The sequence below is a fragment of the Pontibacter korlensis genome, from assembly GCF_000973725.1.
Taxonomy (GTDB): Bacteria; Bacteroidota; Bacteroidia; order Cytophagales; family Hymenobacteraceae; genus Pontibacter; species Pontibacter korlensis.
Genome location: NZ_CP009621.1, coordinates 4,142,102 through 4,168,716, shown reverse-complemented (window position 1 = coordinate 4,168,716; position 26,615 = coordinate 4,142,102). Strand labels below are relative to the sequence as shown.

The 26,615-nt window shown below is 45.5% G+C and carries 29 protein-coding genes and 1 pseudogene; 13 read left to right on the top strand and 17 right to left on the bottom strand.

Translation table 11 applies throughout. The annotated features are described in order from the left end of the window. Nucleotides 1–29 precede the first annotated feature (29 nt). The gene (locus PKOR_RS17995) at nucleotides 30–494 is read left to right on the top strand and encodes a DoxX family protein (RefSeq protein ID WP_046312505.1); all 465 of its coding nucleotides are present in this window, start codon (nucleotides 30–32) and stop codon (nucleotides 492–494) included. A gap of 63 nt (nucleotides 495–557) precedes the next feature. Here the strand turns inward: PKOR_RS17995 and PKOR_RS17990 are convergent, their stop codons facing one another. Continuing rightward, nucleotides 558–1,142 (bottom strand): riboflavin synthase, encoded by a 585-nt coding sequence (locus tag PKOR_RS17990; RefSeq protein ID WP_046312504.1) that lies wholly within the window; start codon nucleotides 1,140–1,142, stop codon nucleotides 558–560. A gap of 239 nt (nucleotides 1,143–1,381) precedes the next feature. Here PKOR_RS17990 and PKOR_RS17985 point away from each other — a divergent pair, with 239 nt between their 5' ends. From PKOR_RS17985 to PKOR_RS17975, 3 genes are all read left to right on the top strand, one after another. After that, nucleotides 1,382–2,047, top strand: a complete 666-nt coding sequence (locus PKOR_RS17985) for a protein-L-isoaspartate(D-aspartate) O-methyltransferase (protein WP_046312503.1) — start codon at nucleotides 1,382–1,384, stop codon at nucleotides 2,045–2,047. Nucleotides 2,048–2,174: 127 nt separating this feature from the next. Beyond that, on the top strand, nucleotides 2,175–2,708 hold the full coding sequence (locus PKOR_RS17980) for an acyl-CoA thioesterase (protein ID WP_046312502.1): 534 nt from the start codon (nucleotides 2,175–2,177) through the stop codon (nucleotides 2,706–2,708). Between the two features lie 8 nt (nucleotides 2,709–2,716). Continuing rightward, the gene (locus PKOR_RS17975; protein WP_046312501.1) at nucleotides 2,717–3,373 is read left to right on the top strand and encodes a hypothetical protein; all 657 of its coding nucleotides are present in this window, start codon (nucleotides 2,717–2,719) and stop codon (nucleotides 3,371–3,373) included. 81 nt (nucleotides 3,374–3,454) lie between these two features. Here the strand turns inward: PKOR_RS17975 and PKOR_RS17970 are convergent, their stop codons facing one another. The 3 genes from PKOR_RS17970 to alaS all read right to left on the bottom strand — a co-directional run bounded on the left by PKOR_RS17970 (nucleotide 3,455) and on the right by alaS (nucleotide 8,745). Continuing rightward, nucleotides 3,455–4,567 carry a TlpA disulfide reductase family protein gene (locus PKOR_RS17970; RefSeq protein ID WP_046312500.1) on the bottom strand — a complete coding sequence of 371 codons (1,113 nt, stop codon included), beginning with the start codon at nucleotides 4,565–4,567 and terminating at the stop codon, nucleotides 3,455–3,457. 10 nt (nucleotides 4,568–4,577) lie between these two features. Next, nucleotides 4,578–6,035 (bottom strand): Asp-tRNA(Asn)/Glu-tRNA(Gln) amidotransferase subunit GatB, encoded by a 1,458-nt coding sequence (gene gatB, locus PKOR_RS17965; protein WP_046314628.1) that lies wholly within the window; start codon nucleotides 6,033–6,035, stop codon nucleotides 4,578–4,580. Nucleotides 6,036–6,108: 73 nt separating this feature from the next. Beyond that, nucleotides 6,109–8,745 carry an alanine--tRNA ligase gene (gene alaS, locus PKOR_RS17960; protein WP_046312499.1) on the bottom strand — a complete coding sequence of 879 codons (2,637 nt, stop codon included), beginning with the start codon at nucleotides 8,743–8,745 and terminating at the stop codon, nucleotides 6,109–6,111. A 203-nt stretch (nucleotides 8,746–8,948) separates the two neighbouring features. On the opposite strand from alaS, the gene PKOR_RS17955 reads away from it, so the two are divergent. The 4 genes and pseudogenes from PKOR_RS17955 (at nucleotide 8,949) to PKOR_RS17945 (ending at nucleotide 12,077) form a co-directional block, all read left to right on the top strand. Then, nucleotides 8,949–9,296: a MerR family transcriptional regulator gene (locus tag PKOR_RS17955; RefSeq protein WP_046312498.1), complete on the top strand. Its 348-nt coding sequence runs from the start codon at nucleotides 8,949–8,951 to the stop codon at nucleotides 9,294–9,296. 270 nt (nucleotides 9,297–9,566) lie between these two features. Beyond that, nucleotides 9,567–10,124: pseudogene (locus PKOR_RS26000) on the top strand (DNA-processing protein DprA); the annotation flags it as partial. 21 nt (nucleotides 10,125–10,145) lie between these two features. Next, complete coding sequence (locus PKOR_RS25995; RefSeq protein WP_476704247.1) at nucleotides 10,146–10,418, top strand: DprA-like winged helix domain-containing protein; 273 nt, start codon at nucleotides 10,146–10,148, stop codon at nucleotides 10,416–10,418. A gap of 210 nt (nucleotides 10,419–10,628) precedes the next feature. Next, nucleotides 10,629–12,077, top strand: coding sequence for a carbon starvation CstA family protein (locus PKOR_RS17945; protein ID WP_046312497.1), 1,449 nt, complete (start codon nucleotides 10,629–10,631; stop codon nucleotides 12,075–12,077). A gap of 68 nt (nucleotides 12,078–12,145) precedes the next feature. Here the strand turns inward: PKOR_RS17945 and PKOR_RS17940 are convergent, their stop codons facing one another. The 3 genes from PKOR_RS17940 to PKOR_RS17930 form a co-directional block, all read right to left on the bottom strand. After that, on the bottom strand, nucleotides 12,146–13,078 hold the full coding sequence (locus PKOR_RS17940; RefSeq protein ID WP_046312496.1) for a ketopantoate reductase family protein: 933 nt from the start codon (nucleotides 13,076–13,078) through the stop codon (nucleotides 12,146–12,148). Nucleotides 13,079–13,234: 156 nt separating this feature from the next. After that, a complete protein-coding gene (locus tag PKOR_RS17935; protein WP_235336714.1) occupies nucleotides 13,235–14,233 on the bottom strand; it encodes a cation diffusion facilitator family transporter in 999 nt (332 codons plus the stop codon). A gap of 179 nt (nucleotides 14,234–14,412) precedes the next feature. Then, complete coding sequence (locus PKOR_RS17930; RefSeq protein ID WP_046312495.1) at nucleotides 14,413–14,715, bottom strand: GIY-YIG nuclease family protein; 303 nt, start codon at nucleotides 14,713–14,715, stop codon at nucleotides 14,413–14,415. A gap of 171 nt (nucleotides 14,716–14,886) precedes the next feature. Between PKOR_RS17930 and PKOR_RS17925 the strand changes: the two genes are divergently transcribed. Both PKOR_RS17925 and PKOR_RS17920 read left to right on the top strand, forming a co-directional pair. Further along, on the top strand, nucleotides 14,887–15,327 hold the full coding sequence (locus PKOR_RS17925) for a hypothetical protein (protein WP_046312494.1): 441 nt from the start codon (nucleotides 14,887–14,889) through the stop codon (nucleotides 15,325–15,327). A gap of 36 nt (nucleotides 15,328–15,363) precedes the next feature. Continuing rightward, a complete protein-coding gene (locus tag PKOR_RS17920; RefSeq protein WP_046312493.1) occupies nucleotides 15,364–15,624 on the top strand; it encodes a hypothetical protein in 261 nt (86 codons plus the stop codon). 2 nt (nucleotides 15,625–15,626) lie between these two features. On the opposite strand, the gene PKOR_RS17915 is transcribed toward PKOR_RS17920, so the two are convergent. After that, nucleotides 15,627–15,827 carry a hypothetical protein gene (locus tag PKOR_RS17915; RefSeq protein WP_046312492.1) on the bottom strand — a complete coding sequence of 67 codons (201 nt, stop codon included), beginning with the start codon at nucleotides 15,825–15,827 and terminating at the stop codon, nucleotides 15,627–15,629. A gap of 177 nt (nucleotides 15,828–16,004) precedes the next feature. Here PKOR_RS17915 and PKOR_RS17910 point away from each other — a divergent pair, with 177 nt between their 5' ends. Further along, entirely contained in the window at nucleotides 16,005–16,751 is a 747-nt protein-coding gene (locus PKOR_RS17910; protein ID WP_046312491.1) for a pseudouridine synthase, read from the top strand. On the opposite strand, the gene PKOR_RS17905 is transcribed toward PKOR_RS17910, so the two are convergent. From PKOR_RS17905 to PKOR_RS17890, 4 genes are all read right to left on the bottom strand, one after another. Continuing rightward, nucleotides 16,741–17,094, bottom strand: coding sequence for a hypothetical protein (locus tag PKOR_RS17905; RefSeq protein ID WP_148561739.1), 354 nt, complete (start codon nucleotides 17,092–17,094; stop codon nucleotides 16,741–16,743). The two genes, PKOR_RS17910 and PKOR_RS17905, sit on opposite strands and share 11 nt — an antisense overlap. Before the next feature lie 29 nt (nucleotides 17,095–17,123). Next, entirely contained in the window at nucleotides 17,124–18,065 is a 942-nt protein-coding gene (locus tag PKOR_RS17900; RefSeq protein ID WP_046312490.1) for a DnaJ C-terminal domain-containing protein, read from the bottom strand. A 224-nt stretch (nucleotides 18,066–18,289) separates the two neighbouring features. Beyond that, nucleotides 18,290–18,865, bottom strand: coding sequence for a heme NO-binding domain-containing protein (locus PKOR_RS17895; RefSeq protein WP_046312489.1), 576 nt, complete (start codon nucleotides 18,863–18,865; stop codon nucleotides 18,290–18,292). Between the two features lie 85 nt (nucleotides 18,866–18,950). Continuing rightward, entirely contained in the window at nucleotides 18,951–19,358 is a 408-nt protein-coding gene (locus PKOR_RS17890) for a hypothetical protein (protein ID WP_046312488.1), read from the bottom strand. 230 nt (nucleotides 19,359–19,588) lie between these two features. Here PKOR_RS17890 and PKOR_RS17885 point away from each other — a divergent pair, with 230 nt between their 5' ends. Next, nucleotides 19,589–20,677 carry a PAS domain-containing sensor histidine kinase gene (locus tag PKOR_RS17885; RefSeq protein ID WP_046312487.1) on the top strand — a complete coding sequence of 363 codons (1,089 nt, stop codon included), beginning with the start codon at nucleotides 19,589–19,591 and terminating at the stop codon, nucleotides 20,675–20,677. Between the two features lie 103 nt (nucleotides 20,678–20,780). Here the strand turns inward: PKOR_RS17885 and PKOR_RS25990 are convergent, their stop codons facing one another. The 5 genes from PKOR_RS25990 to PKOR_RS17860 form a co-directional block, all read right to left on the bottom strand. Next, nucleotides 20,781–21,407 carry a YqaE/Pmp3 family membrane protein gene (locus PKOR_RS25990; RefSeq protein ID WP_338047495.1) on the bottom strand — a complete coding sequence of 209 codons (627 nt, stop codon included), beginning with the start codon at nucleotides 21,405–21,407 and terminating at the stop codon, nucleotides 20,781–20,783. Nucleotides 21,408–21,539: 132 nt separating this feature from the next. Next, entirely contained in the window at nucleotides 21,540–22,268 is a 729-nt protein-coding gene (locus PKOR_RS17875; RefSeq protein WP_046312486.1) for an N-formylglutamate amidohydrolase, read from the bottom strand. Continuing rightward, entirely contained in the window at nucleotides 22,262–23,518 is a 1,257-nt protein-coding gene (locus PKOR_RS17870; protein WP_046312485.1) for a carboxylate-amine ligase, read from the bottom strand. The genes PKOR_RS17875 and PKOR_RS17870 overlap by 7 nt, the downstream gene beginning before the upstream one ends. Beyond that, complete coding sequence (locus PKOR_RS17865) at nucleotides 23,511–24,989, bottom strand: RimK family protein (RefSeq protein WP_046312484.1); 1,479 nt, start codon at nucleotides 24,987–24,989, stop codon at nucleotides 23,511–23,513. The genes PKOR_RS17870 and PKOR_RS17865 overlap by 8 nt, the downstream gene beginning before the upstream one ends. A 3-nt stretch (nucleotides 24,990–24,992) precedes the next feature. Next, nucleotides 24,993–25,715, bottom strand: coding sequence for a peptidase-C39 like family protein (locus PKOR_RS17860; protein ID WP_046312483.1), 723 nt, complete (start codon nucleotides 25,713–25,715; stop codon nucleotides 24,993–24,995). A gap of 185 nt (nucleotides 25,716–25,900) precedes the next feature. Between PKOR_RS17860 and PKOR_RS17855 the strand changes: the two genes are divergently transcribed. Beyond that, on the top strand, nucleotides 25,901–26,587 hold the full coding sequence (locus PKOR_RS17855; protein WP_046312482.1) for an MCP four helix bundle domain-containing protein: 687 nt from the start codon (nucleotides 25,901–25,903) through the stop codon (nucleotides 26,585–26,587). Nucleotides 26,588–26,615: the final 28 nt, after the last annotated feature.

Here is a 26,615-nt window from a genome sequence, read left to right as displayed (position 1 = left end):
TTATGTGAAATTATCAAGATAGCTGCTCTATGGGCTTTTTCAAAGACAGATTACTCTTCACGCACGATACCTGGGGCCTGACCATTGTACGGGTAATGCTGGGGTTAGTAATTCTTCCGCATGGCGCTCAAAAGCTCTTCGGTTGGTTTGGTGGGCAAGGAGCTGCCGGGTTTATGCAAGGGTTTGAGCAGATGTCTGGATTACCAGGATGGCTGGGCTGGCTTGTGATCATTATTGAGTTTATCGGGGCCCTCTGTCTCATACTTGGTTTTTGGGTACGGTTTTGGGGACTTTGCATCATCGGTCTCTTTGCAGGTATTATCCTGGCGATACAACTACCCTACGGGTTCTTTATGAACTGGGGCGGCAACCAAGCGGGCGAAGGCTATGAATACCACCTGCTGGTAATAGGCATGGCCTGGGCCTTGGTGGTGGGCGGTGCTGGCAAGCTAAGCGTTGACCAAAGTATGGCAAACCAGGAGCGCAGGTTCTAAAAAGCCAAAAAGCACAAAGCAAAGATCGACTGACTTGTACTTTGTGCTTTTCCGTGTCTTTTATTATTTTCCTAGCAGCCTTGCCACATATTTGCCGATAATGTCGAACTCCAGGTTTACTGTGTCACCTGGTTTTACCTGGTGCAGGTTTGTATGCTCATAAGTATAAGGAATGATAGCAACAGAAAATCTATCCTCTCTTGAGTTTACCACTGTGAGGCTGATGCCATTTACACAAATAGAACCTTTCTCTACTGTTACGTTGCCTTTGTTGCCATCATAGCCGAAGGTAAAGATCCAGCTCCCGTTCTCATCCTTTACCTCTTCGCATATGCCTGTTTGGTCTACGTGCCCCTGCACCACATGGCCATCAAAACGGCCATTCGCCTGCATGCAACGCTCCAGGTTTACAGCATCACCTGTTTTCAGGTAATTAAGGTTTGTTTTCTTTAGCGTCTCATCAATGGCTGTAACAGTATAGTTATCTCCGTCTATACTTACTACTGTAAGACAAACGCCATTATGAGCCACACTTTGGTCTATTTTCAGCTCATTTGTGAATGGAGATGTGATAGTAAAATGTTTGTTCGTGTTCTCTTCACGTATATCGGTCACGCGACCTAGTGCTTCTATTATTCCTGTAAACATTCTTTTCTCTTTTCTGCGGTAGTTATATCCTCTGTAAGATACTAATTAGTATATAACCACATTCAATGTAATTTGATTATCAAAATTAAGAGATTCTGCCTTTGGCGCAGCACTATGCTAAAATAAAGAACCTGAAAAGCTCACTTTTTGCGGGCTTTATTAAAGCTAGATGCTTATTTTCGCAAACCTGCCTCCTTTAGAGGTAGTACATCAAATTAGAAACACCTACTAATTACCACATGCAAACAGACTCGTACAGGCACAAAGGCATGCGCCGGGCTTTAGTAAAACTGCTTCGCGAGAAGGGCATACGCGATGAGCGCGTGCTTGCAGCCATCGAAACTGTACCGCGTCATTATTTTTTCGACAAAGCTTTTCTGGAGCAGGCTTACCAGGACAAGGCTTTTCCGATTGGTGAAGGGCAAACTATCTCCCAGCCCTATACTGTTGCCTTCCAGACGGAGCTACTGCTACTTAAGCCCACTGATAAGGTTTTGGAAATAGGTACAGGCTCAGGTTATCAATGTACGATCCTGCTACAGATTACACCCAATGTCTATACTATAGAGTACAACCGTCCTCTTTATGAAAAGGCGCGCATTTTCTTCCGTAAGCATGGTCTTAACCCACATACTTTTCATGGAGACGGTTCACAGGGCTTACCAGCACATGCGCCTTTTGACAAGATTATCGTGACGGCAGGTGCACCTATTGTACCCAAAGAACTCCTGAAACAGCTCACAATTGGTGGTGTGTTAGTGATACCAGTCGGTGACGAACAGTCGCAGAAAATGCTGCGCATCACACGTGTGGAAGAAAATGAGTTTACAAAAGAGGAGTTCAGCAATTTTAAGTTCGTTCCACTGCTAGGCCGTTCTGGCTGGGACGGAGGCGAGAAATTCTAGACACAACTATCCAGCGCTTCACCTGCAAAAACGCACTTCAACTCTTCTGCAGGAGCAGCTACTTGCGGTCAGATTTTAACCTTTGGGCTCAGTAGCGTATCTTTGCGACTCATTTAGCATAACAAGAATGCGTAAACAAAAAAAAGTATCTGAGTCTTACGTAATTATGACGGAACTGGTGTTGCCAAACGACACCAACACCCTGCACAACCTAATGGGTGGCAAAATGATGCACTGGATGGACATTGTTTCTGCTATTGCAGCTCAGAAGCACTCTAACCGCATTGTGGTAACAGCTTCGGTAGACAATGTATCTTTTGCAGAGAGTATAAAACTGGGTAATGTTGTTACCCTGGAGGCAAAGGTTACCCGCGCCTTCAACTCCTCCATGGAGGTACATATTGTTGTGTATGCCGAGGACATTCCAAGTGGTAAGAAAGTAAAATCGAACCAGGCGTTCTTCACTTTTGTAGCCGTGGATCAACTTGGAAATCCAATCGATGTGCCAGAAGCGATACCTGAAACTGAAGAAGAGATTAGCCTTTATGATGGCGCACTGCGTCGTCGCCAGCTTCGCCTTGTATTGGCTGGCCGTATGAAGCCTAGCGAAGCAAACGAACTGCGCTCTATATTTGATATCAAGGAAGACGCACCTGAATAGAATTACAAATGGCAGGATTAGAAGTAGATATATCAGCTGAGTTTCTGAAAAACTTTATACCCGAAACAGTGTATTTGGTGGAGGGTGAAATACCTGTATCCGCTCCTGAAGAAACCAGCTCAGTTCCTGTTCAGCCAGTTGAGGTACATACTGAGCTAAATGCTACTTCTCCGGCAACCGTTGCCGCTCCTGCCGTGCCGGAGGCTCCTGTAGGAAAAACTCCTGCTCCTGCCCTGCCTAAGTTTCCGAAGAAAGAGGCTTCGCCGCTGCAACAGAAGTATAAGATAACGGGGCAGAATCAGAAAGGGGTAGCCATACTAGTTACCCTGCCTGATGATGAGTTTGCTCAGCTTCCGCAGTTGCAGTTTCTTCAAAAAATACTGTCTGCTATTGGGCTTAGACCAGAGGATGTGGCGTATGTGAACAATGTTTCCGGATCTATCGCCCTTTTCGAAGACCTGCTACAGCACTTGCAGGTAAACTACATTATCAGCTTTGCCAGCCGCATCGACACTGCTCTGCCTCATGAGAAGTTTACACTGTACAACCCCGTAACGGTGGGCAATATACCGGTCGTGTTCTCGCAGGCACTAAATATGTTGGAGCATAATGTTGAGCATAAAAAGCTACTTTGGGGAGCACTTCAGAAGGTCTTTACCGTCTAATGTCACTACTAATAAAACAAAAAGAGCGGCCTTGATTGACAAGGCCGCTCTTTTTGTTTTTGCACGTTTTAGCAGTGGCTTTTAAGGAAGAAGCGCTGCTAGTTTATTTTCAAGGTCTGGTCCTCTCAGGCCTTTAGCAATGATTTTTCCTTCCGGATCAACCAATACTGTCTGTGGGATTGCTGTTACATTATAAAGTTGAGCAGCACTGCTTTCCCAGCCCTTCAAGTCAGACACTTGTGGCCAGGTTAGCTTATCCTTCTCAATGGCAGCCAGCCACTTTTCTTCAGACTGGTCCAAAGACACGCCGAAGATCTCAAAACCCTTTTCTTTATACTTGTTGTACATTTTTACCACATTGGGGTTCTCTTTGCGGCACGGACCACACCAGCTTGCCCAAAAATCGATCAGTACATACTTTCCTCGAAGGGAAGAAAGCGTTTTAGTACCTCCATCCGGACTTGGCAAAGTAATGTCTGGTGCTGTCTGTCCAATGGCTGTACTACGGTGAGGCTTCAGGAGCTCATTCAGCTTGGCTGTATACTTTGAATTGGGAATATGCTGGTTGTACAGATTGGCCATGCTATCTGCAAAAGCGAAATCATTTACCAGATCTACCAGGCTTGCTGTACCAAAAGCAGAAACCACAGACTTAGGGTGCTGTGCAATAAAGTCTTTTATCTGGTTTTGCAGCTTAAAGTACTCGCCTCTTAAACGCTCGGCCTCTGCCTCGTTACCATTCTGCATAGCCTGGGCAAAAGCTTGCTCCAGTTCCATCTGCTTTTTGCGGTTCTCATTCACGAGCTTGTTCAGCTCCTGAAACAGCTGTGAATCCTCAGAACCCTCAATTTTAGCAGTGCCATTTATATCTGCAGCATCGGCCTCTACAGCAATTTTACCCTGGTCCAAAACCAGCATCAGTCCATTTTGCTGATCCATGGTGATGCGGTAAAAAGTTGGCTCGTTTATCTTACCAGTAAAAGTAAAAGTGCCGTCATCGCTAACTTCAGCAGTATCGCGGGGCACAAAGTTCTGCTCTCCTAGCTCAAACAGGTATACCTGTCCTGCAGTGGCGTTATCAAGCTTACCTTGTATGGTATAGCTGTCTTCACCGTTAGTGGCAGACTTGTTGCCCTGGCAACTGGCAAGCACAGCGGCAGCCGAAGCCACCGCCAGCATGTTTTTCAAATTCATAGTATCAGCATTATGCGTTTAACTGTTCACGAAGCAATTGGTTCGTCGCTTTAGGGTCAGCCTTTCCTTTTGTTTTCTTCATGATCTCACCCATAAACATGCCAATCAGCGACTGCTTACCGGCTTTATATTCCTTAACCTTGGCTGGATTTGCAGCTAACACTTCTTGAACTACCTGCAGCAGCTCATCAGCGTTAGATTCCTGCAGCAAGTTCTGCTCTTCGGCTACACGCTGAGCTGTGTACTCCGGTTGCTCCAGCATGAACGGGAATATCTTTTTAGCAGCCACAGAGTGACTTACCTTGTTCTCATCTACTAAAGAGATTAACTGCGCAATTTGTTCCGGCTTTAACGGGAAGTCTTTAATGTGCAGCTGAAGCTCGTTTAGGTAAGACTTTACGGGTCCCATAACCCAGTTAGATGCTGCCTTATAGTTGGTAGTGTGCTGCGATAGCTCCTCAAAGTATAGGGCAATCTCCTTCGCATCAGTCAAAACAGCTGCATCGTACTCAGGCAGACCCAACTCATTAACGAAGCGGTTGTACAGTTCCTGTGGTAAGCTTGGCATTGCCGCTTTCACGGTTTCCAGCCATTCTTGCTCAATTACTAATGGCGGAAGATCCGGCTCCGGGAAGTAACGGTAATCGTTCAGGGTTTCCTTAGAACGCATAGCCGTAGTAGTACCGGTATTAGCATCGAAGTTGCGTGTCTGGCCTTCTACTTTGCCTCCGTTCTCCAGCACCATGATCTGGCGCTCGATTTCGTGCTCAATGGCGCGCTGCACGTTGCGGAAGGAGTTCATGTTTTTCACTTCCACTTTGGTACCCCATAACGATGAGTCTTTCAGCATCACCGAAATGTTGGCATCGCAGCGCAGTGAACCTTCCTCCATGTTACCATCGCAAATATCCAGGTAACGTACCAGGCGCTTTATTTCAATCAGGTAGTTGTAAGCTTCCTCCGAGTCACGGATATCTGGTTCGGATACAATCTCGATCAGAGGTACTCCTGCACGGTTAAAGTCAACCAGCGTTTCTACCTCACCTGGTAAGTGCATGGATTTACCAGCATCTTCCTCCATGTGGATACGGGTAATGCCAATACGCTTTCCCTCGCCAGCGGCGTCTTTGATCAGGATATGACCGTTGGTGCAGATAGGAGTTTTGTCCTGCGTAATCTGGTAACCCTTTGGGAGGTCTGGGTAAAAATAGTTTTTACGAGCATACACATTATACTTGGTGATCTCGCTATTCGTGGCCAAACCCATCTTAACAGCCATTTCCACAACACGCTTATTTACGCGCGGCAGTGTGCCTGGGTGAGCTAATGTTATTTCGCTCAGATTTGTGTTAGGAAGCATACCATACTCTGTTGAGTCAGAAGAGTATGCTTTGCTGTTGGTAAGCAGCTGTGCGTGTACTTCTAAACCAATAATGGCCTGATACTTATCTCTTATTGCTTTATCCATTTCTTTATAGAGGGATGGAGGGTAACCCATCTACCAAAGGTAAATTAGTTACTCTCCATTTTGTTTAGCATTATTATCCTTTAATAATCGACTTTACAAGTTCCTGCGCTTTACCTGGCACCACATCCAGACCAGCAACATCCTTACCACCGGCTGTTGCATAGAATGGCTGGCCACCGCCACCGCCTTTGATCTCTTTGGCTAATTCACGCACCATCTGGCTTGCGTTAAGGTTCTTATCCTGCACCAGGTTATCAGACAGCATCACGGCAATTTGTGGTTTGCCATCTATCTCAGCTGCAAGTACCAGCACCAGGTTATCTACTACCTGACGCATATCAAACGCTAGCTTCTTAAGGTAATCAGCAGAGCTCAACTCCACACGCTCTGTAATCAGGTTGATGCCGTCGAGTTGCTGAGCTTTGTGTGCCAGTGAATCTTTCAGGCTGCTTAGCTGCTTTAGTTCGAAAGCCTCTAACTGCTTTTGCAGTACTTTCAAGTCTTCCTGCATCTTCTGTACAGCACCCGAAACATTACTTTGCGTATTCAGCACTTCGCGCACTGCGTTCAGTTCGTTCAACTGCTGCTGCATGTACTCTTCAGCGGCACTTGCTGTAACTGCTTCAATGCGGCGTACACCAGCTGCCACAGAGCTTTCAGAAATGATCTTAAAGTAACCAATATTACCTGTGTTGAACACATGCGTACCACCGCAAAGCTCCACTGAATAGTCACTGCCAAAGGTAATCACACGAACAAAGTCGCCATACTTCTCACCAAACAGTGCAGTTGCGCCCATCTCCTTTGCTTCATCAATAGGCACATTGCGGCGTTCATCCAGAGGTATAGCCTGGCGTACACGCTCATTTACGATGTGCTCAATCTGGCGCAGTTCTGCCTCCTCAACTTTGGCAAAGTGAGAGAAGTCAAAACGTAGCACTTTCTCATTGACCAAGGAACCGCGCTGTTGCACGTGGTCGCCTAACACTGTTCTTAAAGCAGCGTGCAGTAAGTGTGTAGCAGAGTGGTTCTTACGAATCAGGTTGCGACGCTCTGCATCTATTTCAGCACTAAAGCCTGCCTCCAGGTTCTTCGGAAGGTTTTTGGTGATATGAAGAATCAGGTCGTTCTCTTTCTTCGTATCCAGCACCTCTACCCGCTCACCATCAGCAACAAGATAGCCTACGTCACCAACCTGACCACCGCTTTCAGCATAGAAAGGCGTTTTATCAAGCACGATGTGGTACTCGCTATTGTTTTTAGCCTTTACCTGACGGTAGCGTACTATCTGTGCATCAGTCACATCACAGTCGTAACCAATAAATTCGTTTACTACGTCCGGCTGAAGAATTACCCAGTCGCTTTGCTCAGTGGCTGAGGCATTGCGGGAGCGGTTTTTCTGCTGCTCCATTTCTTTGCCAAAGCCTTCCTCGTCTACTTTCAATCCCTTCTCACGAGCAATCAAAGCAGTCAGGTCAAGCGGGAAGCCAAAAGTATCGTATAGTTCGAAAGCGGTTTTGCCGTCGATAGTATTGTTGTGCTGCTTAAAGCTCTCCTCAAGTGCATCCAGTCGCTTCAGGCCATTCTCCAGCGTACGCAGGAAGGCGTTTTCTTCTTCCTCAATTACGCGCTGCACAAAGCCGAGTTGTTGCTTCAGCTCCGGGAATACGTGTGCTGTCTGCTCTGCCAGTACTTCTGTCAGCTTGTACAGGAAAGGCTTTTTGAAATCCAGGAAAGTGAATCCATATCGAACCGCACGACGCAGGATACGACGGATTACATATCCAGCCTTGTTATTGGATGGTAGCTGACCGTCAGCAATAGTGAAGGAGATCGCACGGATGTGATCAGATATCACGCGGATGGCAATATCTTTCTTCTCATCATCACCATACTTTATACCTGCCTCATTAGCTACATACTGGATCAGCGGCTGGAACACATCGGTATCGTAGTTAGACTGCTTGCCCTGTATGGCCATGCACAAACGCTCAAAGCCCATACCTGTGTCCACGTGCTGTGCAGGCAGTTTAACCAATGAGCCATCAGCCAAACGGTTAAACTCCATGAATACGTTGTTCCAGATCTCCACTACCTGCGGGTGATCATTGTTCACGAGCTCTTTGCCATCCACTTTGGCGCGCTCTTCCTCAGAACGTAAGTCGATGTGAATCTCTGAGCACGGACCACACGGACCTGTATCGCCCATCTCCCAGAAGTTGTCCTTCTTAGAACCCATCAGGATACGGTCCTCAGAAATCATAGTCTTCCAGATGTTATAGGCATCCTGGTCCATCGGCAAATTCTCAGCCTGGTCTCCCTGGAAAACAGAAACATACAGCCTGTCCTTTGGCAGTTTGTATACATCCGTCAGAAGTTCCCAAGACCATTCCAGCGCTTCCTTCTTAAAGTAGTCACCAAACGACCAGTTACCCAACATCTCGAACATGGTGTGGTGGTAGGTGTCATAGCCTACCTCTTCCAGGTCGTTATGCTTGCCACTCACACGGAGACACTTCTGCGTATCGGCCACACGCTTAGAGGGTGCGGGCTTGTTGCCCAAAAAATAGTCTTTGAAAGGCGCCATTCCTGAGTTAATAAACATCAGGGTCGGGTCATCCTTTACCACAATTGGAGCAGAAGGCACAACCTGGTGCTGCTTTGAAGCAAAGAAGTCCAGGAACTTTTGTCTTATTTCAGCTGAGTTCATGTATGAGTGTTAAGCCTTTAGATACTAAGTGCTATACTTGTTGTTTAAGAGAGAAAAATATCTAATTTTTGCCAATCGGTAACGCTGTACTTTTAGCGCTGTCCGGATAGCACATTAGAGGCAAAAGTAGCATTTTTAGCCGTAATCAGTAACATTTAGCCGAAAATTACTGCTGCCCTTGCCCAACTAATCAGCCATAAACTATGCCATACAAAGAAAAAGAAATAGAGAAGCAGTATTACACCATTGGTGAGGTGGCCACTATGTTTGATGTAGCGCCATCACTCATCCGTTTTTGGGAGACTGAATTTGAGCAGATAAAGCCGAAAAAGAATAAGAAAGGGAACAGACAGTACACTCCTAAAGACATTGAAACGCTACGCACCATTTACCATCTTGTAAAAGAACGTGGTTACACCATACAGGGTGCCCGCGAGGTAATGAAAAACAAGCCTGTGCAGGCCAAGGACAAGATGGAAATTATTGAGTCTTTGGAGAAAGTAAAGGCATTCTTGCTGGGCATAAAGGAACAGCTGAATACTAAAGACTAAAAGCCCGGTATGTTCTTTACCTATGGTAGAGAATCAAAACATCTACGAGATAGCTATTACAAAACTCCCAGGTGTAGGGGCAGTAGCTCACCCGCATGCTGGTCAGCTACTGCGGTTCACCTAAAGCAGTGTTTGAGGCTCCCCCAGGCAGATTGCTTCAGATTCCGGGTGTAGGACCCAAGCTGGTAAAAAACATACAGGAGAGTAAAACCTCTGCGCTTTTACAGGCAGAGGAGTGGGTTATAGCTGGCTGAGGAGCTGGATCTGCAGATGCTGGTTTATACTTGGCCGAAGTTCCCTGACCGCTTGAAGCAGATACCAGATGCGCCTACCCTGATATACTTTAGAGGCAATGTTAGTCTCAATCATCGCCGTATTAGTAGCATGGTAGGCACCAGGCAGATAACGAGTTATGGGTAAAGGGTAACAGAGCGCATTATTGAAGAGCTATGGCCTTATAAGGTCATGATTGTGAGTGGCGTGGATATAGTTGCCCACCGTGCCGCACTACAGTCAGGCTTACCTACTATCGGCTTGATGGCCAGTGGCCCTGACATAGTATACCCGGCAGTGCACCGGAAATATGCAGAGCGTATGCTCCTGCAGGGAGGTCTGCTTACGGAGAACCCTTTCGGCACAAAACCCGATGCACCCCGGTTTCCTGCCCGCAACCGCATAATAGCCGGCATGAGCGACTGCACTATAGTGGTAGAGGCTGCCAGGTAAAGCGGTACACTTATTACTGCCGACATTGCGCACAGCTACGACAAGGAAGTGATGGCTGTGCCTGGCAACATCACCTCCCCTCTTTCTCAAGGCACTAATTACCTTATCAAGTCTTTGAAAGCTGTGCCTTATACTTCGGCAAAGGACCGGGTAGAGCTTTTGAACTGGGATCTGGAGGATGAGGCAAATCAGAAAAAGGCATTCAACCCCTCAGACTTCAACGCAGATGAACACAAAGTACTGCAGGTGCTTCAGCAAAGCCGGGAGGAGCACATAGATAATCTTAGCTGGAAATTCCAGGTACCTGTAAGGCTCTTAGCTTCGGTGCTTTTAGGGCTGGAGTTTAAAGGAGTAGTGAAAGCTCTACCAGGTAAACGCTTTGTTCTTCTTAGCTAAAAGAGCGCATAGAGAATACCTCCACAAATCATTGTGGGATATTTTTCCTCCTCCCCGAACTTCCTTCACTGTTTTTCTTTACATTTACTTAGGAGAGGGTCTTCTGTTGGCTTTTTTGAAGGTTAAGAAGTAAGCTACCTCTTCATTGGTATTGTAAGAGAATATAAAGTACCTCTCGTAATTTATTTCCGCCTGAATCTTAGTTTTCGCATGATTTCTTTTTGCCTGTCTGTATTAGCCCTTCTATTGGGCTACTTGATCTACTCCCGCCTGATGGAGAGGATTTTTGTTATTGACCCTAATCGTGTGACTCCTGCTGTTTCTATGCAGGATGGGGTTGATTATGTTCCCATGCCGGTATGGAAGATCTTCCTGATACAATTTCTGAACATTGCAGGACTTGGGCCAATTTTCGGGGCCGTGGCTGGAGCCATGTGGGGCCCTTCTGCTTTTCTATGGATTGTGCTGGGGTCGGTCTTTGCGGGTGGTGTGCACGATTATTTTTCCGGCATGCTTTCCTTAAAACATAAAGGAGAAAGTATAACGGAGATTACTGGTCGTTACCTCGGAACAGGCATGAAGCAGTTTATGCGTGTATTTACCATCCTTCTAATGGTAATGGTTGGAGCAGTCTTCATTATGGGGCCGGCAAAAATCCTGAACGACATGACCGGTGGCTTTTTTAGCGTGTCGACCTGGGTCTGGATCATATTCGTCTACTATGTTCTCTCTACTGTGCTGCCCATTGATAAGGTAATCGGGAAGATATATCCTCTTTTTGGCATAGCCTTGCTATTCATGGCCATTGGTATTGCTACTGTAATGTTCAGTAGAGGGCTACCTATACCAGAACTTACTTGGGATAATTTGGGCAACATGCATGCTAGCCCAGAAAAGTTTCCGTTGTTTCCAATGCTGTTTGTTACAATCGCTTGTGGTGCTATATCTGGTTTCCATGCCTCTCAGTCTCCTATGATGGCTCGTTGTATGACTAGCGAAAAACAGGGCAGACCAATATTTTACGGGGCTATGATAACTGAAGGTGTTGTGGCTCTTATATGGGCTGCCATTAGCATGAGCTTTTTTGGTGGTGTTCGGGAGTTGAATGATGTCCTGGTAGCCCAAAGCGGCAATGCAGCTTACGTGGTTAATCTTATCTCCAACTCTCTATTAGGTAAGGTAGGCGGCATACTGGCACTGCTCGGAGTAGTTGCTGCGCCAATAACCTCCGGCGATACGGCTTTTCGAAGTGCCCGCCTGATAGTAGCAGACTTTATGAAGTCAAAGCAAAGCTCCATTAAAAACAGGCTGCTGATAAGTGCTCCTCTTTTTGTAATTGGCTATGGCCTTACCTTGATAGACTTCGGCATTATATGGCGCTATTTCGCCTGGACAAACCAATCGTTAGCAACAGTGGTGCTCTGGACGGTGACAGCCTATCTTATTAAAGAGCGGAAACCTTACTGGATTACGCTTGTACCTGCCGTTTTTATGACTGCTGTGGCTACAACCTATATTCTAGTGGCACCGGAAGGTTTTAGCTTAACACCAGAGATATCTTATACAGTGGGTGTTTCTGTCGCTCTTATACTTATGATAGCTACACTCTTAAACCTGAAGCGTTTTAGAAGCGAACCGGCAGTAGAGGCAGTAGCCTGAGCTTCTTCACTAAAACAAAAAGGGGTACTAATTACAGTCCCCCTTTTTGTTTTTTCTGGATTTAATATCTACACTTTTTGTAGCAGTTCCTGATATACCTGCTGATACTGCGGAACTTCTACAGCATAATTTTGAGCTTCTCTAACGATATAGCCTGTCAGGTTTTCTAGTTCAGTAGCATTGCCACTGCTAAAGTCGCGCTCCATGGATGAAGTAGCGTTTTGTGGGAGCCTTTGGAGCACTTCAAGATTTCTTTCTACCATATCCGCAGGCAACATAACATCTTTTGCCTTGGCAACAGAAACAAGCTCTTGAATGAGTAGCTGTAGCTGGTTCTTTAAATCAGCACTTGCTGCTATCTCTCCCATCGTTTTATGAGTAAGGGAGGTAAGGCTGGCAACTGGTGATATAAAAGAGAACTTTTCCCAAACCCTTGCTTCTACCTCCTGCTCATAATATTCATGGTTGATACCAGACTCGTCGAGCAAGAACTTTACCTTTTTCAGCAACTTTTCTGAGACTTTAGGATTTCCCCAAACAAGCCTGTTATACTTACCTTGAACCTGCACTACGCCGGGTTCTTTTATGCTGGAAATGATGTACACGCATCCCCACAAGGTATTTGCCTCCTGGAAGCGCTGCTGCAAATACTCTATACCATTCACGCCATTTAGCAGTGGCAGCAATATAGTGTCAGAGGTGATACTTGGGGCCAGCTGCTCAGCCACCTGCTTTAAACCATAGCTCTTCACACAGAACAGAATCAGGTCAAGCTTCCCCAAGTCTTCAAGTTTATCAGTTACCACTGTAGGGCGTATCGCTTCTACCTCACCCTCTAACCTTAGCTTTAGCCCCTCTTGTTCTATTCTTTGTTTATGCGCACCCCTGGCAATAAAAATAACCTCATGATTCTCATCACTGGCAAAACGTTGGGCAAGTTTACCACCATAGTAGCCGCCTACCCCGCCCATGCCAACAACTGCTATTCTGAATTTTTCCATAGTTCAAGTGTGTATCTGTTTTTAAAGCGTATTGAAGGTTTTAGTAGAAAAGCAACAAAGTCATCTGCTGATTTTAGTATATGTAAAAATATCATAGTATGCTGAAATCACCATCTATACCTCATGTTAGGTAAAGATTTCCTTGATCAGTTTCTACTAATAAGTTCCGTGCTTGCGATCTGCAATAACTTTGTCGAACTCCCACTCTACCTTCTCCTGAAAAGGCTTAATACGGGAGTTGCAGCCATCTTTGGTACAAACAGCACAGGAGGGCGCAATACAGGGATCAGTGTGGACGAACAGTTCTATACTTGGGTCAATCTTTTCACGAATGACAGTAGCCACAGCCTCTACCTCATCATGCGCCTCCATAACATTCAGGTACCAAGGAACAGTAAGGTGACAGTCGATATGTAGGGTTGAGCCATACTTGATAACCCGCAGGTTATGTATGTCAATCCAGTTTGCGCGTCGATTTTCGTTGAGTACGCTTACGATCCGTTTTAACAGATCATAATCTGCTTCGTCCATGATGCCAGCAATGGAGGAGCGTAAGATACGGTAGCCAGTATAACCGATCATCAGCCCGAAAGCTATAGCTACCACACTGTCCAGCCAGACCATGCCGGTGAGGTAGATGAGCAGAAGGCCAATCAATATACCTGCGGTTGAGTAGGCATCTGTTTTAAGGTGCTTGCCGCCTGCAGTTAAAACCAGAGAGTTGTTCTGTTTCCCTTTGCGTTCTGTTACATACCCTACACCATAGTTTATTACTCCTGTGGCGGCAATTAAAACAATACCCAGGTCCAGCTGGTACAGAGGTATCGGTTTTATGAGGTTGAAAACGGACTTCAGAATGATGGCGCTTCCTGCTACAAGTATAAGAGAGCCTTCCAGGGTAGCAGCCACGAACTCTATTTTACCATGACCATAAGGATGGTTCTCATCGCGAGGACGTGCTGATAGCATCAGACTGTACAATGAAAAAGCCCCAGCCACTACATTGATAATAGACTCCAGGGCATCCGTTAATATGGCATTGGAGTTTGTGAGCAAGAACGCCATAAACTTTGCCACCAGCAACAGCCCCCCTACCAGCACCACAAACACCTGCAGCCGGATATTCTCGCTCAGGTTATTGATTTTATTGATCAAAAGTTTAGTTGCTTCTTTGTGGGTGTACAAAAAGTACAGTTAGCCTCTTCCTAGAGACATGTGCAAAGGTACACATCTATGGCGCCAAAGTCTACAGGATATGCTAACAGGCTATAGAATATGCTCAAAGTTCACTCCTTCTCCTGCTCTTTTACAAATTCCTCTTTAGCTTAAATTTATCAATCGTCTAAGGTATCACTCAGGTCCAACCAGTTAGGATTCATGGATTCAATCAAGCTGATAGTCATATCCCTGCTTTCCTCCTTTAGCTGCCTTTCTCTTGAAAGGGCTTCATCCTCTTCCTGGTAGTGCTCGTAATACACCAGCTTAGCCGGATGATGCGCACTGCTGCCGTCAGGTGCAGCTGACACTACTTTAGAGTGTGTTAGTTGATACAGGTCTCCTGCTACCCCAATCTCTACCTCCTCACGGGGCTGATCCCCAAAGATATATACAAAATAATGTGGCTCTTGTGCTTCCATAACTCTACCTCCTTTGCATAATGCATATACGATGCTGCAACAGCTACGTTTTTCATAGCTGTCTTAATCAATTATTATTTTTCCAACCTTAACCACTAGTGATCAAGTATGTCTGCCACCATCCATTACGGGCTTACGTAAGTATAAAATCTATACCAAAGGCAGCACCCGATGTTCGTACTGAAAAAAGATTATGCTACCGCAGAGGTTGATATAAAAAAGAGCCGGCTAAAGCTTACCTGGCTAAGGCAACCTAATGAGGAGGAGTTTAAAGAAGCTTTTTCAGTAAGTATGGAAACAGTGCGCGAGAATGAGCTAAGGTTTTTCCTGGCCGATAACCGAGTTGGCATTAACATGGATCTGGCCCTGCAGCGATGGGCTGCAAATTTCGGAACTGAAATATCGGATAAGTTAAAGCTGGAACGGTATGCTCGTGTCATACCACCAGATGCCATGCAAGAGGTGGTGTCGTACAAAATGTTTGATTACGTAACACAGCACCAGGCATCTGCAGAGTTGGAGCTAAAAGTATTTTACCGCATGGATGAGGCGGAGAAATGGCTATTTGAAAACCAGAAACATGCTAATAAACCATCCAGGAAGTACAAATAATGTACCTCAGTACTGATCACAGAAATAAATTAAACTATGTCGCTAAACCCTAAGCTAGAGCAGCTGCTGGAAAAGGTGTATGAGCCAAAGCAGCGCTACGACAAAAAATACGGCACCAAAGACATCACCTATATTACTAATGAGTTGGGAGAACCAGTTACGCTTTTCATCGGAAGGCGAAACGAAGACGGCAGTATTGCCGGGGAAAGGTTTGTAAGAAGAATCGTAAGACAGCCAGCAAGTGAAAAGATCTTGAAAAGCCACTGGGAAAAGAAAGGAAGTGTTAGCCGCAGCTAATGCTATAACTCCTCCAGGTCAAAATCTTTGCCTTTGCCATACATGATCAGGTCATTCAGAAAATATGTTTCCAGCGTAAGCAAGTCTTTTACCCGGAACACATTCTCCTCCAGCATTTCCATTACCTGAAAGTCAAATTTCTCCCCAAAATTGGTTAATCTGTACTTTTTGCCCTTGCGGAGATTATCTATTGAAATTGCCATAAATCTTGCTCTGCGAATCGTGTATTGAAACAAATATACGCGCCTCCCAAGCAAAAACGCGTAGCCAGTAGAAATTAATCGAGGTCGCTCCGGTTAAGTTATAGGACCAAAGCTCACGCCTGTGTTCAAATTTCCTCTAGAAGCATCTTTGCCTATCTTTGTAAAAAAGGATCAAGCGTGCTAGAGATTATATATGAAGATGCGCACTATGTAGCTATTAACAAGCCAAATGGCCTGTTAGTGCACCGGACGCGCATAGCAGAGGAAAAAAAGGAGTTTGCCTTACAAATGCTTCGTGACCAGCTGGGTTATCACTTGTACACCGTACATCGCCTGGACCGTGGCACATCAGGTGTATTGCTGTTTGCAAAGTCGTCTGAGGCTGCTACTCCTATTGTGCAGGCTTTTGAGGCACGTGAACCAGATAAAACATACTTTGCTGTTGTACGAGGTTATACTCCTGAAGCTGCTACCATCGACAACCCCATACGGCCTGATAAAGACCATAAGCATAAAGAGCCTCAAGACGCTATTACGCATTATGAGCGCTTGGCAACAGTGGAGTTACCTATTCCTGTTGGCCCTTACCAAACAGCTCGCTACAGCTTAGTAAAAATAAAGCCCGAAACAGGACGTATGCACCAGATCAGAAAGCATTTTGCTCACATACGCCACTACATTGTAGGTGATAAGCGCCATGGCGACTGGCGCCACAATAAGATGTTTCTGGAAGAGCTAGGAAGTCCGTACCTGCTATTGCATGCAGCAGAACTGCGCTTCCAGCACCCTTTTACAGGGGAAAATATAAGTATAAAGGCACAGCTGCCTCAGAACACGCTGCGCCTGTGCAAAGACTTCGGCTGGCATGATGTAGTGGCTGATCAGGAGACGCTGCCACAGCCCTTGCCTGAGCTTATTGATTGAAAAAGCGACGCACCATCTCTATTTGTGTACGCGCAACCAAATCTGTTTTAGCATCAGCATTGAGCACTGTGAGCATGTAGGCCATCGGAGACAAACGCCAATCCTGCACTACCTCTCCGTTTTTGGAGCGATAAACCGGCTTAAAGTTTTCACGCAGGGGCAAATGCATGCAGTTACATACTTCGGTAGCTCGTTTTACGGCCTGGCTCAGCTCATCCATGGTTTCACAACCATGTTGCTGCAGCAGGTCCGATGCATAGCATGTTAGCTGCCTGTCGGCAAGGCTGTCCAGAAAGTTCTCCAGTGGAGTTGATGTCCGGGTTTGGTCTATGGTCACTAACATGGGGTAAAGGATTTGCTGGTAAACATCAATTAAACAACCCTTGCTCTGCTCATATCACGAAGGCGTTCGAACAGTTGCCGCTCTTCCGTACTTAGGTTTGTAGGCAAGGATACTTCTATCTTTACGTATAGATCGCCGTAGTGGTCGGGCTGCCCATACTTGGGCATGCCTTTACCTCGCAGGCGCAGTGTTTTGCCGTTTTGAGTGCCAGCCGGTATCTTAAGTTTCAACAGGCCACTCATTGTTTGTACTTGCGCCTCGCCTCCTAAAATAGCCGTATACATATCTACCGGCAAGGTGGTGGTAAGGTCATCGCCCTGCCGCTCGTAGCGAGGGTCAGGCTTTATGTGAACGGTGATAAATAAGTCGCCAGCCTGTCCTCCTGCAGGTGATGCCGCGCCTTTGCCCCTGATACGAAGCACCTGCCCATCGGCTACACCTGGCTTTGTGGTAATGCGCAGCTGTTGGTTATCCAGGTTTATCAGTCGGCTTGTACCAGAAAAGGCTTCCTGCAGCGTAATTTCCATCTCTGCCTGGTAGTCCTGCCCCTTATGTGCTCCACTGCCCCGACGTTGCCCACCAAAGCTTCCAGCTGCTCCGCCACCAAAGAACTGTTCAAAGAAGTCGGAAAAGCCTCCTCCACTGCTGCCAAAAATATCACTGAAGCCTCCGGTTGTTTGGTAACTGCCTGTGAAACCTCCGCCAGGTTGGCCATAATACTGCCCACCGGGGCCTGCTTGCTGAAACTGCCTCCAGTTAGCACCTAACTGATCATACTGCTTACGCTTTTCCTCATCTCCCAGCACTTCATAAGCCTCGCTGATGTCTTTAAACTTTTCCTCAGCGCCTGGATTATCCTTGTTTTTGTCTGGGTGATACTTCTTGGCTAAGCCTCTGTATGCCTTTTTGATATCGGCCTGCGATGCTTTCTTGTCAACACCTAGAATCTTATAGTAGTCCTTGTACTCCATATACTTTAGTTTTAGAAATATGGCTCCGTATGACTATATCCACTACACCATTTTTGTAGTATGTGTAGTGGATCATTATTACCTGCTAGTATGATACGATAAGAACGTAGGGTAGTATTAAGTTGTAGGGTATGTTTAAATCAATACTGTATTTCCCTAGCCGCTGAACAAACAAAGTAAGTTGATACTCCTTTTGCGATACGCGGCGAAAGCAGTTGTCGGTCTTATAATCCTGCGAAATCAACCCTAATCTGTACCTTTTCTTCGTCAGCGGGAGATAGACGAGTTACTTTTACTAGGTCGCTCTCGTTGTAGTACTTGGCTATTCCTCTGATGATACCCACTGCAACGCCAGCCATTCTGCGCTTAGAGCTATACTCAATTGTCAGCTGGTTATCCCCTTCTGCAGTAACCACAAGCATAGGAGGATTTGTTCTGCTATCCTCTCTCCTAACGGCCCCATGCATGGATAATTCGGTGTTAAGCAGCATATCATAAGTACGCCAATTTGGGTTGATGTACTTTTTGTAAACCAAAAGCAAGTCAGGCACCAGGAATTCTCCATATTTTTCCATCAGATCATATGTAGGTATACCGGTAAATTCAGAGGCTTTACGCACAATGGAAAACAGCTCTTCAGTAGGGTACATCTCATTCATTTGGTAGGAGGAGCGTTCTATACCTGCTTCTTCCAGTAAACGGATCCAGGTGCTGTAATCTCCTGTACTTTCTACAAAACGTTTCAGCAGGACAAATATGGAGCCATGCATCTTATCCTCTGTGGTATTATCAATCATCATATGCTGACTGTACTCAATTATCTATTAAAATCTATTATAATCTATTATAATCTATTATAATAACCTGAAGGGGCCTAAAACTGTACTAACCCTCAAGCCATTTTAATGCATCTGCCTTATTTGAAAAGCTTCGGAGATCGAATGTTAACGGCATGGACTGTAATACGTGACTTATATTATTCTGCGCCGTGATTTCTACAACAGAATTACCGGATTGTAGCTTGGCCAATTTTGAAATGCGCGTCTTCATCAGGCCCTCAATAAGATAAACAGTTGTTTCTCTGGACTTTTCATCGTTCACCTCAACAAGAGTTCTTGACGAGTCGGGAAGAACTTTCTTTACATCATAGTTGATGGCATTCCCCACCAGAACATCAACACTGTTTTTTATTTCTGGCAGAATAAATTCGTGCAAATCAGGATAAGCAAGCTCCAGTATATCAGAAGCAGGCAGGTATTCTAATTTTATCACCCCGTTCTCAAACAGAATCATCTGGTTTTAGATTGTTGTAAGTACAAATATAACCACATCCTGCTGCTCCACCTGGTATTATCCTGCTTCAGATGTTTGATGCCCTTAGTTTTAAAATGCAGCAGTTTTTAGCTTAACCTCAAGTTTACAGACATGTAAGGAATTATCGCTAGCGTGCAAACCTTTGCCTGCAGCTTGATAACGTTGTGTATGTGATTCCAGTAAAAGAGTTGATATACTGAGAATTGAACATGGACGAGAAAGATAAACTTGAAGTATTTGAAAGCCTAACAAGACAGACAAACAAGGTGTTCTTTTGCTACCACGTTGAAACTGATGAAATAACTTTCCTGAACAATGCTTTCAACAGAATGTGGGGGCGCACAAAAGAAAGTGTTATGGCTAACCCAGCCCTGATTTTGGATTCCATACACCCTGATGATAAGGAGTATATTCTGCAAGAGTATTCTCAACTACTGCACGGCATCATTAAGCATAATGTAGAGTTCAGGATACTAAAACCTGATAGAACAACAAGATGGCTGATATTAGACCCTTATCTTGTGTTTTTAGGAAAAGGCAGAACTTACATAGCCGGACTAGTTGATGACATAACTTCTGTTAAAAACAATATCAGCAACCTTGAGAAATTTGGTGCAAAGAAAAATTCGGTTCTCGAGATTCTTTCGCACGACCTGGCTGGCCCTCTGGCAAATATTCAGTCGCTTACAGACATATTATCAGAAACTACAGCTGAATATGCCAACGCCGAACTCGACAATGTGATTCGCATAATCAGGGAGAGTAGTGCCAGAAGTGTACGCCTTATCAGAGACTTTGTACAGCAGGAGTTTCTGGAATCGTCTAACACAGATATGGTAAAAAGACGCGTTGACCTTGTAAAGAGAATACAAGACATTATTGAGCAGTATAAGGAGGGCAAAAACCACATAAAGAAGGATATCAGGTTTACCTCATCCACAGATAAGTTCTATGTTTATATAGATGAGAATAAATTTATGCAGGTAATCAACAACCTGTTTTCTAACGCTATAAAATTCACGCCTGAGAATGGTATCATCGGTATCGACCTGGTTGAACAAGAGGACTCTGTACTGATTACTGTGAAGGACAATGGTATAGGTATACCAAAGCGTTACCACGACGAGCTTTTCGATAAGTTTACAAGGGCCAGGCGCGAAGGGCTTAGAGGCGAACCATCAACTGGACTGGGTATGTCCATCATCAAGACCATTATAGAGTGGCATAATGGGAAAATCTGGTTTGAAAGCGAAGAAAACAAAGGCACCACGTTCTACATTGAGATTCCAAAGATCTGAACGCCATACAGTAGGTGCTGATTTAGAAAGAGATCGTATACTATAAAAAAAGAAGCCCTGAGAACGCAGGGCTTCTTTTTTTATAGTTAAGTTAAAGGATTCTTTAAATTGTATCTGTTACAACTAACAGGGCATGTATAATACCTGGCAGCACAAACAGTAGCGTCAGGATAATGTTGATCCAGAAAGAAGTTCCGATACCATCGTGCAGGAATACGGCCAAAGGTGGAAGCAGGATAGCCAGGATGATTTCTACCACCGAGGTACGTGAACCGCTCTGGCGCATCATTTCCTTCACCTCTTTCTTCAGTTCTTTCTTCTCAGCCTTAGTCATTTTTGATAGCCGCTCCTTTGCCATGGCCAGTGCCTCAGCTTCTGCCACAGTCATTTCGCGCTTCTCAAATCTTACTTCTTCCTTGGCAACAGGAGCTGCTGCTACATCAGCACTTTTACGAGGCGCCACTGCTGGTGTAGTTTTGGCATTTGCTTCTAAGATAGGCTCAGCAGCAGCCTTAGCCTCTTTTTCTTCATTAGCGGCAAGCGCTATTTCAGCTATGGTCGGCTCTACCTCTTCAACTTCCTCAACAACAGGAGCAGGCTTTTGCTTTACTGTATTATAAGCTTCCGGTTTGTCTGGAGAAAATTTGTAGTATTCTGCTGAGCTACAGGAAAAGAGGAATTGTCCTAGTGCCAGTACCACAACCAAATGGAGTAAACTCTTGATTCTCATAGTTTTGTTTTTATTAATGTGTCGGAATAATGAATGGTCTCAACCACGCGCAAAGGTATAACCTTTTTCTGGAAGGCTGATTCTTGATATGATACTTTAAACGAACATATTTTGTTTTGCTATATAGCACTTTTAAGCTGATGCACGATTCTTTTCTTCAGGACTGAATTGTAAAAGTGCATTTTTCAAGCTACGCCGTATAAGCTGTTGCAGCTTCAGCCAGGCCTCTCCTCCCTCCTCGGCATACTTCTGATTCACCTCCAGTTCAATACCTATATACTGTTCATCAGTAAACTTTTTACGCAGATATGTCGCAAAACCATCTGCTATACCCAAGTATGGGTAATTAAACCGAACTAGTAATTCTTTTTGCTGGTCCTGAAGCTCTTTCTTCCAGAGACGGCAAAAAGTATGTTCTCCTGATCGTTTAGGATCATAAAGTAATCCAATATCGGCTTTTCGCACCTCTCCATCCAAAATCGGGGTAAAACTGTGCAAAGAGATGTGCAGCACCCTATGCCCTACCATTACAAGGTCCTGAATCAGCTCCTCAATCCTGTTCCGGTACGGGAAGTAATAATTCTTCAGTATCGTTTTCTTCTCTTTGTCTGGTAAAGATTGGGTGATAGCCGAAAAAAGGCTTTTGTGGTGCTGCGACCGGTTCAACTCTACCAGCAACCTGGAAGTGGTGGAACAAAAAGCCTTATCTGCCATATCTTCCAGTTTCTCATAAAGCTCCAGTGCGCCTATATCATAGCCTCTGTGGGACTGGAGTATTTCTTGTTTGTTTTCAAATAGTGCTGCATAGGCGGAAGGGATCTGGTTGCCGCCATGCTCGCAGGTAATCAGTAGTTTTAGCATGGTTCCTTGGGTAAGAATAAACCACCGTGCTGCAGGCATACTGCAAGCTGATGGTATACTTGCCTTATTTGGTTTTCAGAAGGTTCATGGTTTATTGCTTCCAGAATTCGCTTAGATAGGTTGCCTCTGGATATGATAACATTTAGTGCATTTTCTATTTCTGGCTGTTCTTCCAGCGCCATTACTTCTTGCACCAGGTGTTTCCAAAGCTCGCCTGCGGTGCAATCTTCTTCACAGTTATAGCCAAACAAGCTAACGTACTCATGATCCCGCAGCACAGCCTCCTGCCCCTTCTCTATAACCTGAAGCAAAATGGCAGCTAAACGGTCTTCGTGCCACTCCTTTAGCTCCTGCAGTTTTACCCACCGCCCCGAAACAAGCGCCTGAAGCACCGCTACCACCGCCTGAAGTATAGCCAGATCAGCCACAGGGCTTTCCTGTATATCCAGTAGCCTGATTTCAATGGTATTGCGCTCAAATCTGGCAATGGCTCCCCGCGAATTCAAAAATTCCTCCTGCAAAGTACCCTCCGGATCGTATGGAGCTACCTGCTGATACATCTGCTGTAGTATCTGCTGCTCGTAAGCTTCTTTTGTAAACACGGCCTCCGGTACCACTTTGCCTGTTATGGCAGGTATTTTTTCCTGGTTATGGCGGTACACCTCAAGGCGAGAATCTGCCAGACCGGTTACTTTGCCATCCAGTATCGGTGTGGAAGCACTAAGGGCAGGCATTATGGGTAGCAGCACCCTGATAGCAGCATGCAACTTTTCAAACTCCTTGTCATTGTAGAATGGCAGGTTCAAGTGTGTGCTTTGCAGATTTGCCCACCCATGGCCCCGGCAGTCGAAAATACGATTGTATGCCTCGTAAACCGCATTGTGTTCGTGTGGCCACAGCTTTGTATCGGTGTAGGGATTCATGAGCGGATGTGCTCCTGTCGGGAGTAGCATAGCGTTATGCTTCTCAAGCATGTCGTTGATCTTACGCACATGCTCCTGAAAGTTGTGGTGCAGGTGCTCCAGGGTCTTCACCGGCCCCTGCGTTTTTAGCTCCACCACATGCAGTACCAGCTCATTACTCCAAGCTATATCCCCGAACTCAACATCTGATAAATACTCTCCCACCTCATCATAAATGAGCTTATCTGTGATGGGCTGCACCTGCAGAGTCTGGCGGTGCACGATCATGTACTCAAGCTCTACACCAAATCCTTTGAACAGGTGTAGTGGTGTTCTTGGGCTATCCATCAGTTCTGCCGTTTCCGGTTTTTTGGTTATCTATGCGTTGTTTTATTGTTTTCATGATGGATGTATAGAGATCCTTTTTCAGGATGCGGTCTTCTACTCCGGCATCAATACTTGGATTATCATTCACCTCGATCACATAGGCTTTGCCATTTATCTCCTTCAGGTCCACGCCATATAAACCGTTGCCAATTAAATTGGCAGCCTTCAGAGCAGTATGGAGTACGTGAAATGGAACCTGTTCAAAAGGAATTACTTCGCCGGCTCCTTCCTCATCCTGCTTCCTTTTGCCGTTCCAGTTATAGATTTGCCAGTGCCCTTTAGCCATGTAGTACTTGCAGGCGTAAAGCGGCTGCTTGTCCAGAATACCTATTCTCCAGTCAAAATCTGTAGGGATATACTCCTGCCCTATGATAAGCTCTGAATCATCAAGTAGCTTATCTAATTCCTGCTTTAGGCTTTCCTGGTCTTTCGCCTTTACCACACCCTGCGAAAAAGAGCTATCAGGCTTCTTGAGCACACAAGGCAAACCGAGTTCTGTCTCAACCTTGCACCTGTTATCCTTGTGGATGATCATCGTTTTAGGCACTGTTACCCTCGCCTTCGTCAGGAGTTCGGCTAAGTACACCTTGTTTGTACACCTTAGTATAGATACGGGATCATCTATCACCACCAGTCCATCGGCAAAGGCTTTACGGGCAAAGCGGTAGGTATGGTGGTTAACGGCTGTTGTCTCCCTTATAAAAAGGGCATCAAATTCCGGCAGGCGGCGGTAATCGTCTTTTGTGATGAGTTCTGTATAGAAGCCCAGGCTTTCGGCAGCCTCTACAAACTGCTGAATAGCCTTATTATTAGAGGGCGGTGCTTTCTCTTGAGGATCTACCAGAATTGCCAGGTCGTATGCCTTTCGGGATCTGCGGGCACCGGAGAACCTGTGTCGTGCAAAGTAGGCTTTGGCAAAACTCTTTAGGTATTTCTTATGGTCTTCGGGCACCTCATTGATCGGTACTTGTGAGATGCTCTGTAGCACCCAATGGTCCTTGTACACAAACTGCGCCTTGAGTAACGGTGCCTGGAAATGATCGTGCAAGGCTTTAGAGAGCTTCTCATACTTTAAGGCCAGGTTTTGGCCAAAGTAAATACTCAGTGTAAAGCTCTTCGATTTAAGCCCGGCAAGGCTTTTCTGTATCAGGTCCTCTATCTCCACGGTGATGGCACGCACAATGGTTGGGCTTTTAAGGTCCTGCATCGTGGTGACACTCGGTATTGGTTTATGACCCCGGGCTTCTGCCAACAACGACACGTAATAACCGGCGCTTTGGTAACGGTGCGAGCGGCAAAGGTTAAAAATCCTGGCACTCCGGATGTCGGTGTAGGTTGAGTTGGTGAGGTACGTTTGGGCATCAACCACCTCTGTATCTTCAATTGCTTCCTCCCAATCTTTGGGATAGTCCACAATAATTATTTTACGCATGTTTTAGTCCTGCAGGGGTTCATAGTGTGCGGGCAGTATGGCAAGTAAATTGGCATCGTAGGTAGCCATTCCAAGCATTATGGAATTGATCAGGTGTGTTGCTTTTACTTCGTAGTAGTTGTCTTTAAAATAAGGATTATCAGGATAAGGGTCGGCTACTACTATACTTTTCTGGTCTTCGGCAAATCCGCACAGCACCACAAAATGTCCCATAGGATACCCCCTGACATCGTCATAAATTGAGTTACCGGCCTCATCGGCATATTCTCGGGCACTTTGATAAAGATAAGTGGCACTCAAGCCTGTAAGCAGCGGTATCCCTTGCTCAAAGAAGCCACGCAGCAGGTGCTTGTTCAAATCCCTGCACCGCAACTCCCCACCAAGTCGCAGGTACTCTATGTAGGCATGCGTAGCTCGGTGTAGTTTCTGTCCTTTCTTATACTTTAGCTGTTCTTCAAGTCTCTCGATGATCTCTTCATTACTTAGCCCAATCCAGGTTGGGTCGAAGATGAACATGTTGTACGTATAAATTCGGGCTCGATACCCACGCTTAAGGGCATGGCAAGCAAGAAGCACTTCAAGAGTACCTCCTTCATCTAAAGAAGGCACCTCCTTTATCACATCACTTAGCGCAATAGGATCTTTAAAGTAGCGGTAGACGGCGTGTAAACTTGTAGGCCCACAGGTAGAGTCGTCGGGCTGGGTATGTATCTTTATCGGGATCACCTATCGCTTCTGAGTTATGATGGTACAACAGTGTGTCTTATATACGCTGTAGCACTCAGAAGTTCTTGAATATTATAAAGATAAAACGTGTTAAAGGACAGTCTTTTTTCTAAAGAAGTAAGTGGCTAGTCATTAGTAAATTATATTAGTTTTTGCTAACTTAAACTGATTAAGCAGCTGATCCTATGAGTTGGAGCTTCAGAGTTGGAAACCGAGACAGAATTGCCCTTGTCCTGGGTGCAGTCTTTCTGATAATTGTGCTGACTAATTGGTTTGTAAGTTACAGCATGACGAAGGTCAGTACCCAGTTTAGGTCTGTTTATGAGGACAGGCTGGTACCCTCGCTGGATATCTCCACTATACAGGAACGCTATTACCAGAACCGTCTGCTATTGGAGGAGCATCTTTTGGCAGAATCGGAGCAAGAGCAGCAGCGCATACTGCAGGCTATAGAGCAGAACGAGGCTGACCTGGACTCCCTGGAACAAAAGTTTAAAGGTACTTTACTAACAAATCAGGAAGGCATAGACCTGCAGAACTACCTGCAAGCGGGGGAACGGTACACTAAGGTACAGCAAACAATACTTGTACTTAGCCACACGGGCGATAAAGCTGCCGCAATGAGGATGTATAAACAGGAAGGCATGCAAGCCTTTCAGGAGCTCTTGCTGCCACTGCATGCACTTAGCCAGCTACAGGAAAAAGTGGGACATGAGCTGTATGCCAATGCTGATCAGCACATGAAAATCCTGAAGGTTCTCTCCTACCTCGTGATTGCCCTGGCAGTTATACTTGCTCTACTGGTTGGAACTCTGCTACAATCCTCCAGAAAGATGAAGAACATTAAGCCGCAGAAATATCACCTTAATTAAAAGGGGAATTACCCTGCGGGTCATACAT

Coding starts and splice junctions, on each gene's coding strand:
- PKOR_RS17905 (WP_148561739.1), bottom strand. CDS start 17,094: ATGTTAGTGACCATAGACCAAACCCGGACATCAACTCCACTGGAGAAC.
- PKOR_RS17995 (WP_046312505.1), top strand. CDS start 30: ATGGGCTTTTTCAAAGACAGATTACTCTTCACGCACGATACCTGGGGC.
- PKOR_RS17920 (WP_046312493.1), top strand. CDS start 15,364: ATGTCGCTAAACCCTAAGCTAGAGCAGCTGCTGGAAAAGGTGTATGAG.
- PKOR_RS17890 (WP_046312488.1), bottom strand. CDS start 19,358: ATGATTCTGTTTGAGAACGGGGTGATAAAATTAGAATACCTGCCTGCT.
- alaS (WP_046312499.1), bottom strand. CDS start 8,745: ATGAACTCAGCTGAAATAAGACAAAAGTTCCTGGACTTCTTTGCTTCA.
- PKOR_RS17930 (WP_046312495.1), bottom strand. CDS start 14,715: ATGGAAGCACAAGAGCCACATTATTTTGTATATATCTTTGGGGATCAG.
- PKOR_RS17990 (WP_046312504.1), bottom strand. CDS start 1,142: ATGTTTACAGGAATAATAGAAGCACTAGGTCGCGTGACCGATATACGT.
- PKOR_RS17885 (WP_046312487.1), top strand. CDS start 19,589: ATGGACGAGAAAGATAAACTTGAAGTATTTGAAAGCCTAACAAGACAG.
- PKOR_RS17940 (WP_046312496.1), bottom strand. CDS start 13,078: ATGGAAAAATTCAGAATAGCAGTTGTTGGCATGGGCGGGGTAGGCGGC.
- PKOR_RS25990 (WP_338047495.1), bottom strand. CDS start 21,407: ATGAGAATCAAGAGTTTACTCCATTTGGTTGTGGTACTGGCACTAGGA.
- PKOR_RS17895 (WP_046312489.1), bottom strand. CDS start 18,865: ATGATGATTGATAATACCACAGAGGATAAGATGCATGGCTCCATATTT.
- PKOR_RS17875 (WP_046312486.1), bottom strand. CDS start 22,268: ATGCTAAAACTACTGATTACCTGCGAGCATGGCGGCAACCAGATCCCT.
- PKOR_RS17985 (WP_046312503.1), top strand. CDS start 1,382: ATGCAAACAGACTCGTACAGGCACAAAGGCATGCGCCGGGCTTTAGTA.
- gatB (WP_046314628.1), bottom strand. CDS start 6,035: ATGGATAAAGCAATAAGAGATAAGTATCAGGCCATTATTGGTTTAGAA.
- PKOR_RS17945 (WP_046312497.1), top strand. CDS start 10,629: ATGATTTCTTTTTGCCTGTCTGTATTAGCCCTTCTATTGGGCTACTTG.
- PKOR_RS17980 (WP_046312502.1), top strand. CDS start 2,175: ATGCGTAAACAAAAAAAAGTATCTGAGTCTTACGTAATTATGACGGAA.
- PKOR_RS17900 (WP_046312490.1), bottom strand. CDS start 18,065: ATGGAGTACAAGGACTACTATAAGATTCTAGGTGTTGACAAGAAAGCA.
- PKOR_RS17915 (WP_046312492.1), bottom strand. CDS start 15,827: ATGGCAATTTCAATAGATAATCTCCGCAAGGGCAAAAAGTACAGATTA.
- PKOR_RS17925 (WP_046312494.1), top strand. CDS start 14,887: ATGTTCGTACTGAAAAAAGATTATGCTACCGCAGAGGTTGATATAAAA.
- PKOR_RS17970 (WP_046312500.1), bottom strand. CDS start 4,567: ATGAATTTGAAAAACATGCTGGCGGTGGCTTCGGCTGCCGCTGTGCTT.
- PKOR_RS17975 (WP_046312501.1), top strand. CDS start 2,717: ATGGCAGGATTAGAAGTAGATATATCAGCTGAGTTTCTGAAAAACTTT.
- PKOR_RS17870 (WP_046312485.1), bottom strand. CDS start 23,518: ATGGATAGCCCAAGAACACCACTACACCTGTTCAAAGGATTTGGTGTA.
- PKOR_RS17855 (WP_046312482.1), top strand. CDS start 25,901: ATGAGTTGGAGCTTCAGAGTTGGAAACCGAGACAGAATTGCCCTTGTC.
- PKOR_RS17865 (WP_046312484.1), bottom strand. CDS start 24,989: ATGCGTAAAATAATTATTGTGGACTATCCCAAAGATTGGGAGGAAGCA.
- PKOR_RS17955 (WP_046312498.1), top strand. CDS start 8,949: ATGCCATACAAAGAAAAAGAAATAGAGAAGCAGTATTACACCATTGGT.